Source organism: Inquilinus sp. Marseille-Q2685, from assembly GCF_916619195.1.
Classification (GTDB): Bacteria; Pseudomonadota; Alphaproteobacteria; order DSM-16000; family Inquilinaceae; genus Inquilinus.
The window spans coordinates 232,185-241,476 of record NZ_CAKAKL010000002.1 but is presented as its reverse complement, the minus strand read 5'-3'; the positions used below and the strand labels follow the sequence as shown (position 1 = coordinate 241,476).

Annotated in this window: 10 protein-coding genes; 3 read left to right on the top strand and 7 right to left on the bottom strand. The window is 71.8% G+C overall.

The window, feature by feature from the left end; all coding sequences use genetic code 11:
• Positions 1-38: 38 nt before the first annotated feature.
• Positions 39-1,151 (top strand): branched-chain amino acid ABC transporter substrate-binding protein, encoded by a 1,113-nt coding sequence (locus LG391_RS10125; RefSeq protein ID WP_225767891.1) that lies wholly within the window; start codon positions 39-41, stop codon positions 1,149-1,151.
• A gap of 51 nt (positions 1,152-1,202) precedes the next feature.
• On the opposite strand, the gene LG391_RS10120 is transcribed toward LG391_RS10125, so the two are convergent.
• Positions 1,203-1,685 carry a DUF3280 domain-containing protein gene (locus LG391_RS10120; protein ID WP_225767890.1) on the bottom strand — a complete coding sequence of 161 codons (483 nt, stop codon included), beginning with the start codon at positions 1,683-1,685 and terminating at the stop codon, positions 1,203-1,205.
• A gap of 127 nt (positions 1,686-1,812) precedes the next feature.
• On the opposite strand from LG391_RS10120, the gene LG391_RS10115 reads away from it, so the two are divergent.
• A complete protein-coding gene (locus LG391_RS10115) occupies positions 1,813-2,877 on the top strand; it encodes a serine hydrolase (RefSeq protein ID WP_225767889.1) in 1,065 nt (354 codons plus the stop codon).
• A 287-nt stretch (positions 2,878-3,164) separates the two neighbouring features.
• Here the strand turns inward: LG391_RS10115 and LG391_RS10110 are convergent, their stop codons facing one another.
• From LG391_RS10110 to LG391_RS10090, 5 genes are all read right to left on the bottom strand, one after another.
• On the bottom strand, positions 3,165-5,132 hold the full coding sequence (locus LG391_RS10110) for a S9 family peptidase (protein ID WP_225767888.1): 1,968 nt from the start codon (positions 5,130-5,132) through the stop codon (positions 3,165-3,167).
• 78 nt (positions 5,133-5,210) lie between these two features.
• The gene (locus LG391_RS10105) at positions 5,211-5,369 is read right to left on the bottom strand and encodes a YqaE/Pmp3 family membrane protein (protein WP_225767887.1); all 159 of its coding nucleotides are present in this window, start codon (positions 5,367-5,369) and stop codon (positions 5,211-5,213) included.
• Between the two features lie 71 nt (positions 5,370-5,440).
• A complete protein-coding gene (locus LG391_RS10100; protein WP_225767886.1) occupies positions 5,441-5,602 on the bottom strand; it encodes an entericidin A/B family lipoprotein in 162 nt (53 codons plus the stop codon).
• Positions 5,603-5,693: 91 nt separating this feature from the next.
• Positions 5,694-5,951 carry a hypothetical protein gene (locus LG391_RS10095; RefSeq protein WP_225767885.1) on the bottom strand — a complete coding sequence of 86 codons (258 nt, stop codon included), beginning with the start codon at positions 5,949-5,951 and terminating at the stop codon, positions 5,694-5,696.
• A 93-nt stretch (positions 5,952-6,044) separates the two neighbouring features.
• Positions 6,045-6,776 carry a Crp/Fnr family transcriptional regulator gene (locus LG391_RS10090; protein WP_225767884.1) on the bottom strand — a complete coding sequence of 244 codons (732 nt, stop codon included), beginning with the start codon at positions 6,774-6,776 and terminating at the stop codon, positions 6,045-6,047.
• Positions 6,777-6,986: 210 nt separating this feature from the next.
• On the opposite strand from LG391_RS10090, the gene LG391_RS10085 reads away from it, so the two are divergent.
• Positions 6,987-7,853, top strand: a complete 867-nt coding sequence (locus tag LG391_RS10085; RefSeq protein ID WP_225767883.1) for a hypothetical protein — start codon at positions 6,987-6,989, stop codon at positions 7,851-7,853.
• Positions 7,854-7,862: 9 nt separating this feature from the next.
• On the opposite strand, the gene LG391_RS10080 is transcribed toward LG391_RS10085, so the two are convergent.
• Positions 7,863-9,287, bottom strand: a complete 1,425-nt coding sequence (locus LG391_RS10080) for an MFS transporter (RefSeq protein WP_225767882.1) — start codon at positions 9,285-9,287, stop codon at positions 7,863-7,865.
• Between the last annotated feature and the right edge of the window lie 5 nt (positions 9,288-9,292).

Below are 9,292 nucleotides of genomic sequence, written 5' to 3'. Positions count from 1 at the left end.
GGGCATCCGGCCCGCCGGGATGAAGAGGGGAGATTCGCATGAGCAGATTCCGCAGCGGGACGATGGCCTCGGCCCTGGCCTTGGCCACCGTCTTCGGCGGATCGGCCGCCTGGGCCGACGTCACCATCGGGGCCGCCTTCGTGCTGAGCGGCGGCAACGCGCCTTACGGTCTGCAGGAGCGGCGCGGCGTGGAAGCGGCGGTCGAGGCGATCAACGCCGCCGGCGGGGTCAATGGCGAGAAGATCGTGGTCGAGTTCGGCGACGATGCCGGCGATCCGCGCCAGGCCGTGCAGGTCGCCAACGATATGGTCAACAAGAAGGTCGTCGCGGTCGTCGGCCACACCCTGTCGGGCGCCACCGTCGCCGCCGCCCCGGTCTATGACGAGGAAGGGATCATCATGATCACCCCCTCGGCCACCGCGGTGGACCTGACCGAGAAGGGCTACAAGACCGTGTTCCGCACCGTCGTCCGCGACGACCAGCAGGGCAAGGTCGCCGGCGCCTACATCGCCGAGAAGTTCAAGGACAAGAAGATCGCCTTCGTCCAGGATTCGACCACCTACGGCAAGGGCCTGGCCGACGCCACCAAGGCGGTGGTCAACGCCGCCGGGGTGAAGGAGACGGCCTATGAGACGATCACGCCGGGCGAGCTGGACTATTCGGCCACGATCTCGAAGCTGAAGGCCCAGGGCATCGACGTCGTCTATTACGGCGGCCTGTACAACGAGGCCGGCCTGCTGCTGCGGCAGATGCGCGACCAGGGGCTGCAGGCGCAGTTCATCTCCGGCGACGGCCTGTACGCTCAGGACTTCTGGTCGATCGTCGGCCCGGCCGGCGAGGGCGTGCTGCTGACCATCGACAACCCGCCCGAGACCAACCCGGCGGCGAAGGACGTGGTCGCGGCGCTGAAGGCCAAGAACATCGACCCGGCCGGCTACACCCTCTACGCCTATGCCGCGGTCCAGGTCTGGGCCGAGGCGGCGAAGAAGGCCGGCTCGACCGATCCGGAGAAGGTGGCGGCGGCGCTGCATGACGGCAGCGACTACAAGAGCGTGATCGGCGACATCGCCTATGACGCCAAGGGCGACCGCACCAAGTCCGGCTACGCCCTGTTCAAGCGCGTCGGCACGGCCTTCGAGCCGGTCAAGTAGACAGCGGACGGACCTATGCGAAGGGGGCCGGCCCCCAGCCGGCCCCTTTTTCTATGGCGGCTGCCGCAGCAGCCGCTCGTCGACCAGGAAGTCGACGCCGCGCAGCCAGGCCGCATCGGTGTCGCCGCGGATCTGGCCCTGGGCATGGGCGACATACTGCCCGCTGCGCAGATCGGCGACCCAGATGTCCATGGTCGAGATCAGGGTCGAGATCTTGTGCACGGCGGGCAGCACCGCCAGCTCCGCCCCGCTCTCCCGGGCCACCTCCAGCCAGCAGCCGCCGCAGCTGTAGCGCGGCGCCGTCGCCGCGACCTTCGCCGCCAGCGGAGCCAGGTCGACCGGCCGGTAGCGGCCGGACTGCTCCAGCTTGCGGGCCAGCTGTTCGGTGGCCAGGGCGATCCGCGCGTCATGGCCCGGCGACGCGGCCTCGCCGCTGGTGTCGGCCAGCTCGAACGGGAACACCGCCGTCGGTGCCTGCGCGGCGGCGGGGCCGGCGATCAGGGCCAGGAGCGGGATCAGCCACCGCCACGGCATCACCGGCCTCCGTTGCTGCGAACCCGCCGAGACTAGGCCGGGAGGCCGGCGGCGGATATGCGACTTGCGGAGGAGCCCCGGGCGGACAGCCCCTTGCGCTTCGCTGCGCCGGGCCCACATTCGCGGGATGCGACGGCTCCGGACCCGGCTCCTGCCCCTGATCGCGTCCGGCCTCGTGCTGGCGGCGGCGCCCTCCGCCGCCCGGGCTACTCCCGCATCCACGGTCGTGACGGCACCGGAGCCGCGGCTGGACCCGGCCCGGCTGGAACCGGTGCTGCGGCAGGCGGCGGCGCTGCCGCGGCTGCGGGCGCTGATCATCGCCCAGGATGGGGTGACGGTCGCGGAGCGCGCTTTCCGCGGCCCCGGGCTGGACCGGCCGGTCAACATCAAGTCGGCGTCGAAATCGGTCCTGTCGGCGCTGGTCGGCATCGCCATCGAGCGCGGGGTCTTCACCGGGCTCGACCAGCCGGTCGCCCCGATCCTGGCCGCCGAGCTGCCGGCGGATCCGGACCCGCTGCTGGCCGAGGTCACCATCGACCATCTGCTGTCGATGCGGGCCGGGCTCGACCGAACCTCCGGCCGCAATTACGGGCGCTGGACCAGCAGCCCGGACTGGGTGCGCTATATCCTGTCCCGGCCCTTCATCGACCGGCCCGGCGGGCGGATGCTGTATTCGACCGGCGACAGCCACCTGCTGTCGGCGGCCCTGACCAGGCTGACCGGCCGCAGCACGCTGGCGCTGATGCGCGACTGGCTGGGCCGGCCGCTGGGCATCACCATCCCGGACTGGCCGCGCGACCCGCAGGGCATCCATTTCGGCGGCAACGACATGATGCTGTCGCCCCGCGCCCTGCTGCGCTTCGGCGAGCTGTACCGCCGGGGCGGCGTGATCGACGGCCGGCGGGTGCTGCCGGAAGGCTGGGTTGAGGCGTCGTGGACGCCGCGCACCCGGTCGCCCTTTACAGGCCATGCCTATGGCTATGGCTGGTTCATCACCGAGGCGCAGGGCCACCCCGTCTACTACGCCTGGGGCTATGGCGGGCAGATGGTCTATGTCGTGCCCGATCTCGGCCTGACCGTGGTCATGACCTCGGACCCGACGGCCCGGTCCCGGGACGGCTATCTCGAGCAGCTGCACGGCCTGCTGGCCGACGGCATCGTCCCGGCGGCGGAGCCGCGCCCGGCCGGCTGACGGCGCGAAGCCGCGGCCTCTAGCCCGCCTTTCTCACCCTCCTTGCGCCCTGCGTCGTCTTGCGGCGAGTCGGATGCGGGGGCGGGACGCGAAGAGCGTAGCAGGAACTACGGTCGAGCGGCCCGCGCCCGCAGGCGGCCACCGCAAGACGACCCTCCGGGCCATCGCCACAGGCCGGCAGGGTGCGCCGAACGGCTTGCGCGATGTACCACATCGCGCTGCACCGCTCTCCTGCCCTGCCGGCCTGTGGCGATGGCGCAGGGCACAACGAGGGTGAGAAATGCGGGCTAAAATGCCAGCCCGGTCTTGAAGATCTCGACCGCGTAGAAGGCGAGCTCGCCGTCCAGCGCCCGCTGGATGTTGGCGGCCTTGCGGAAGCCGTGCTGCTCGCCCGCGAACAGGACGTAGCCGACCGGCTGGCCCTTGGCCCTGAGGGCATCGACCATCGCCTCGGTCTGGTTCGGCGGCACCACCTCGTCCTCGTCGCCCTGGAAGAAGATCACCGGCTTCGACAGCTTGTCGGCATGGAACAGCGGCGACCGCTCGCGGTAGCGCTCGGCCTCCGCCGGATAGGGCCCGATCAGCCAGTCGAGATAACGCGACTCGAATTTGTGCGTGTCGCGCGCCAGGGCCGCCGCGTCGCTGACGCCGAAATGGCTGGCACCGCCGGCGAAATAATCGTCGAAGGCCAGCGCCGCCAGCGCGGTGTAGCCGCCGGCGCTGCCGCCGGTGATCACCGAGCGGGCGGCGTCGGCCAGGCCCTGCGCCGCCAGGTATTTGGCGCCGGCGACCGCGTCCTCGACATCGACCACGCCCCAGGCCAGGTTCAGCCGGTCGCGATAGGCCCGGCCGTAGCCGGTGCTGCCGCCGTAATTGACGTCGAGCACGGCGATGCCGCGGCTGGTCCAGTACTGGATGCCGAGGTTCAGCGTCGAGGACGCGGCGGCGGTCGGCCCGCCATGGATCTTCACCACCAGGGGCGGCACGTCGCCCGCCGGCGCCGCATGGTCCGGGCTGGTCGGCGGGTAGTACAGGCCGTAGGCGGTGCGGCCGCCCGCGGTCGGGAACTCGACCGGCCGCGCGGGCGCGAAGAAGCCGCGCAGCGCCGGGTCCTCGCCGATCTCGGTCGACCGCTTCAGCACCTCCCAGCGCCGGGTGGCGAGGTCGAGCCGGACGATCTGGGCGGGGTCGCGCGGCGAGCCGGCGCGGAACACGGCGATCCGCTCATCGGCGCGGACCGAGCTGATGTCGGTATAGGGCAGGTCGATCGGCGTCAGGGCGCCGGTCAGCAGGTCGACCAGGGCCAGCTTGCCCAGGCCTCCTTCGACGTAGCTGCACAGCAGGCGACCGGGGCCGGAGAAGGCATAGGTCGACATCCCGAACACCCATTGCGGCTGCCCGAACTCGGCCGCCATCGGCAGCACCGGCTCGGCCGGGCCGCCCCGGCCGTCGCAGCGATAGAGGTTCCACCAGCCGGAGCGGTCGGCGACGAAGACCAGCCATCGCCCGTCCGGCGACCATTCCGGCTGGAACACCGATTCTCCCGACCCGCCGGCCAGCGCCAGCGGCGGCCGCGACGGCAGCCCGTCGGCCGCCAGCTCGGCGACGAAGAGCGTGGTCTCGACCCAGGGCATGTGCGGATGATCCCAGGCCAGGAAGGCCAGGCGGCTGCCGTCCGGCGACAGCCGCGGCGAGGCGAAGAAGTCGTGGCCCTGGGCCAGGATGCGGATGCTGCCGGCGCCCTCCCCCTCCAGCGGCACCGCGACGATTATGTTGTCGGGATGGCCTTGGCCGGGGCGGTGCCGCTCGCCGACGCCGATCCACAGCCGCCGGCGCGGATCCACCAGCCCGTCGGCGAAGCGCCACTCCTCCCCGGCCTCGCCGGCGGCGGTGACCGGTGCCGGCGCCGCGCCCGGCGCCTGGCGGTACAGGCGGCGGTCCGGCGGCGCGCCGGCAGGTCCCGCGCGGTCGTTGGAGAAATAGACATTGCCGTCGGCGACGATCCAGGCGCCGCCGCCATACTCATGCACCCGGGTGCGGACGTTCACGGCCGGCGGGCTGACCTCGGCGACCGAGCCGTCCGGCGCACGCCGCATCAGCACGCTGCGCCCGCCCTCCTGCGGCCGGCTCTCCAGCCACCAGATCGCGTCGCCGTCCAGCCGCACCTCGGACAGGCCGATCGACTGCGCCACGATCAGGTCGGAGGTGATCGGCGACCTCCAGAAGCCATAAGGGGCGGTCCTGATGCCGGTCATCTCTGCTCTCCGATCCACGGGGCCGCCAGCCTGTCCGATCCCGCCGCGGGTTTCCAGTGCCGCCCGCGCCGCACCCGGTCACTTCTTCGCGATCACCCAGACCGCATGGACGATGCCCGGGATGTAGCCGAGCAGCGTCAGCAGGATGTTGAGCCAGAAATGTCCGCCGAAGCCGACCTGGAGGAAGACGCCGAGCGGCGGCAGCAGGATGGCGATGATGATCCGGATCAGGTCCATGCGCGTCCTTCGGGTTCTGACAGGGATTCATGGCGCCCGGACAGGCTAGGCCGCCCGTCCGGGCGGGCCGGTCACGGCATCGGCTGCGTTTGCGGCTTCGGCTGGACCGACTGCTGGATGTTCTCGCCGGCTTTTTCCGTGTCCTGGCCGACGCCGCGGACCGTGTTCTCGCAGGCAGCCATGCCGAGGCCGGCGGCCAGCAGGCCGGCGATAAGAACGATGCGTGCGATCATGGGCTTCTCCTTCAGCTTGGGAAACCGATCCGAGACGGACCGGTCAAGGTAACGGCCCCTCGACACCGGGAGTTCCGAGGGGCCGCGGGTGTCAGCGGACCAGGAAGCGGCCGATCGCCAGGCCGGCGGCGAAGGCCAGGCCGAGGGCGGTCAGCGGCCGCTCCGCCACCTGGCCCTGGATCTCGCCGGCGGCGGCCTCCGCCGCGTGGCCGACGCGGCGGGCGCCCCATCGGCCGGCATCCTGCGCGGCGCCGCCGGCGCGACCGGCCAGCGCGCCGATCTCCGACCGCAGCTCCGAGATCGTGCGGGTCAGGGTGTCGACATCCTGTTCGAGGTTGCGGGTCGCCATGGTCATTTTCTCCTCTTGGTTGCAACGTCCGGCACGGGACGGCCGTCGCGGCAGCGCCGCGCACCGAGCCCATACAAGGGAAACAGGGGAAATTCAGATCAGTGGCCGCTTCGGCACCGGCGCCTCGGCCCATGCGGCGAGCGACCGCAGGGCGCTGGTGTCGTGCACCTGCAGCTTCTTCCGCGCCAGGGTGAAGACGCCGTCGCGGTGCAGCCGGCGCAGCACCCGGTTGGTGTGGATCAGCGACATGCCCAGCATGTCGGCGATGTGGCTCTGCGTCAGCGGGAAGTCGAGCGTGTTGTCGCGCACGAGGCCGAGCTGCCGCGCCCGCTTGTAGACCGCGAGCACGATCGTCGCCACCCGCTCCACCCCCGCGCGCTGTCCGACCGACAGCAGGTTGTCGTCGACGATGCCTTCCTCATGCGCGGTCAGCCAGGTGATGTCGTAGGCCAGGCCGGGATGGGCGCGGAACAGGTCCCACAGCTTGCGCTTCGGGAAGACGCAGACCTCGACGTCGGTCAGGCATTCGATGCCGTAGGGCGCCCCGGTCTGCGGCGCGATATGGAAGCCCATGAAGTCGCCCGGCATCAGGATGTTCAGGATCTGCCGCCTTGCGTCCTCCAGCTCCTTGAAGCGGAAGGCCCAGCCGGAGAACAGGGTGTAGAGATCGCTGTCGTCGTCGCCCTGGGACAGGATCTGCGCCCCGGCCGGGTATTTCAGATTGCCGCGGCGCATGCCGGCGATGAAGTCGATCTCCTCCGCCGTGTTGATCTTGAACAGCGGCAGGCGACGCAGCGGACAGGCCTCGCAGGACGTTACGGCCATCGATCGCATCTCCTCATCAACCTGCGAGTCGCACCGGACGCCCTTCGAATTAAACCCGATGGTCGGAACCGGGTACGTCAAAAGTTAAGGCCGCTGCGATCCGCTTCGCCGGCAGGGAACGATGTCCCTTCTGCCTCTGTCGCTGCAGGCGAGGGGTTGGCCCGGCCCGCACGGCGCGGCATGGTGGCCGCCGACCACAGCGGAGACAGCATGCGTCAGCCACCCATCGCGTTTCGCCGCCGCCTCGGCCGGGCCGCCCTGCTGCTGGCGGCGGTCGCCCTGCCGGCCGGGGAGACCGCGGCCCAGCAGAAGCCGACGCCGGGCCAGGCCGCCCCGCCCGCAGCATCGGCCACGCCGGCCCCGGTGGGGCCGCAGACCGGGCCGGAGTTCCGCCGGGCCGTGACGCTGGGCCGGCAGATCTACGCGATCGATGGCGCCGCCGCCCTGGCCAGCGCCGCGCTGCGTAAGGGCGGCATCGACCCGCAGGCCGGCGGCATCGTCGGCTGGGTGACCGAGCCAGCGGCGAACGGCATCCTGGTCCGCTTCGTGCGCCGCGGCAGCCAGGGGCCGGAAGCGGCCTACGACGTCACCGTCGACGCCGGCGGCGGCGCCCCCGCCCTCGCCCGCCGCGACGGCGCGCCGCTGACGCCGGACCAGGCCGCCCAGTTCGCGGCGGCGCAGCTGGCGCTGGGACGGCTGGACCAGCCCTGCTCCAAGACCTACCGGCCGGTCGCGTTCCGCGACCCCGGCACCCGCAACTGGCGGGTCTACGCCCCGGCCACCGCGACTGATCCGGGCGTGTTCATGGTCGGCGGCCATTTCCGCTTCCTGGTCAGCCCGGATGGCGGCCGCATCCTGTCCGGCGGCCGGCTGCCGCCGCCCTCCTGCCTGGCCGGCGAGCGGACGGCCGAGGGCCACCCGGCCGTCGCCTTCATGGTGGCCGAGCCGGTCTCGGCGATCCCGACCGAGGTCCACGTCTTCCTGAGCCTGCGCCAGGGCATTCCCCTGATCGTGCTGACCCCGGACGGCAAGCGCTGGCTGGTCGGCAACGGCACCATCGCCACGGTGAAGGAGTAGGGCCGCCGTCTACTCCGCCGCCTGCATCGCCGCACCGCGCGCCCGTCGCGGCAGGGCCAGCGCCGCCAGCCCGCCGAGGACGATGCCCAGGACCGAGAGGGTGAAGGCGAGGCGGGTGCCGTCGGCGATGACCAGGCGCAGCGCTTCGCCCTGCTGCCCGGCGATCCCGGCATTGGCGATGGCGATCAGGACGGCGAGGCCGATGGCGTTGCCGATGTTCAGCGTGGTCGAGGCCATGCCGGAGGCCACGCCCTGCTCCTCCGCCGCGACGCCGGAGGCCGAGGCGATCCACATGCCGGTCCAGACGATGCCCTGGCCGATGCCGGAGACCACGAGGCCCGGCACCAGCGCGGCATAGCCGGCGGTGGTCGCGAGGCCGATCGCGACGGTGCCGCCCACGCCGATCGCCGAGCCGAGCAGGAGGGTGCTGCGCGTCGTCAGCTTCGTCGCCAGCCGCTCGCCGAGCTGGGTGCCGGCGGCGATGGCGAGCGACGGCACGATGAAGGCCAGGCCGGTCTCGAGCGCGCTGAACCCCATCACGGTCTGGAACAGTACGGTCAGGAAATAGGGCAGCGCGCCGAAGCTGCCCATGTAGATGAAGGTGATCGACATGCCCGCGACCAGGCTTCGGTTGCGGAACAGCCGCATCGGCATCAGCGGGTCGGCGCTGCGGGTCTCGATCAGCACGAAGGCGGCCAGCAGGACGGCGGAGAGCACGGCGGCGGCGACGATCGGGGTCGCGCCCCAGCCGGTCTCCGGCCCCTGCACCAGGACGTAGACCAGAAGGGTGACGCCGGCGGTGACGGTCAGGGCACCGGGCAGGTCGAAGCTGCGCCGGGAACGGCGCGGCGGGTCGCGCGGGATCACCGCCAGGGCGGCCAGGGCGACGATGCCGGCCAGCGGCACATTGACGAAGAACACGGCCGGCCAGCCGAAATCGTTGGTCAGCACGCCGCCGAGCAGCGAGCCCAGGGTCAGCCCGCTGGCGCCGGCGCCGCCCCAGACCGCCAGCGCCCGGTTGCGCCGCGGCCCCTCCTCGAACAGCCGGTTGACCAGCGACAGCGTGGCCGGGAACAGGAGCGCCCCGCCGATGCCCTGCACGGCGCGGGCGACGATGATGACGCCGGGGCTCCAGGCCAGCCCGCCGACCAGCGAGGAGGCGGCGTAGAGGACGAGGCCGGACACGAACATCCGGCGCTGGCCGAGCAGGTCGGCGGCACGGCCGCCGAACAGCAGGAAGCCGCCGCAGAACACGGTGTAGGCGCTGACCACCCATTGCAGCGACTGCTCGGAGAAGCCGAGCCCCGTGCCGATCTCCGGCAGGGCCACGAAGACGATGTTGAGGTCGAGCGCGAAGATCAGCTGGGCGAAGGCCAGCAGCGCCAGGCTCCAGCCGAGCGAGCGGTGCCCGGCCGCGGACACGGATGCGGACATGGAAG

Coding starts and splice junctions, on each gene's coding strand:
- LG391_RS10125 (WP_225767891.1), top strand. CDS start 39: ATGAGCAGATTCCGCAGCGGGACGATGGCCTCGGCCCTGGCCTTGGCC.
- LG391_RS10120 (WP_225767890.1), bottom strand. CDS start 1,685: ATGCCGTGGCGGTGGCTGATCCCGCTCCTGGCCCTGATCGCCGGCCCC.
- LG391_RS10115 (WP_225767889.1), top strand. CDS start 1,813: ATGCGACGGCTCCGGACCCGGCTCCTGCCCCTGATCGCGTCCGGCCTC.
- LG391_RS10110 (WP_225767888.1), bottom strand. CDS start 5,132: ATGACCGGCATCAGGACCGCCCCTTATGGCTTCTGGAGGTCGCCGATC.
- LG391_RS10105 (WP_225767887.1), bottom strand. CDS start 5,369: ATGGACCTGATCCGGATCATCATCGCCATCCTGCTGCCGCCGCTCGGC.
- LG391_RS10100 (WP_225767886.1), bottom strand. CDS start 5,602: ATGATCGCACGCATCGTTCTTATCGCCGGCCTGCTGGCCGCCGGCCTC.
- LG391_RS10095 (WP_225767885.1), bottom strand. CDS start 5,951: ATGGCGACCCGCAACCTCGAACAGGATGTCGACACCCTGACCCGCACG.
- LG391_RS10090 (WP_225767884.1), bottom strand. CDS start 6,776: ATGGCCGTAACGTCCTGCGAGGCCTGTCCGCTGCGTCGCCTGCCGCTG.
- LG391_RS10085 (WP_225767883.1), top strand. CDS start 6,987: ATGCGTCAGCCACCCATCGCGTTTCGCCGCCGCCTCGGCCGGGCCGCC.
- LG391_RS10080 (WP_225767882.1), bottom strand. CDS start 9,287: ATGTCCGCATCCGTGTCCGCGGCCGGGCACCGCTCGCTCGGCTGGAGC.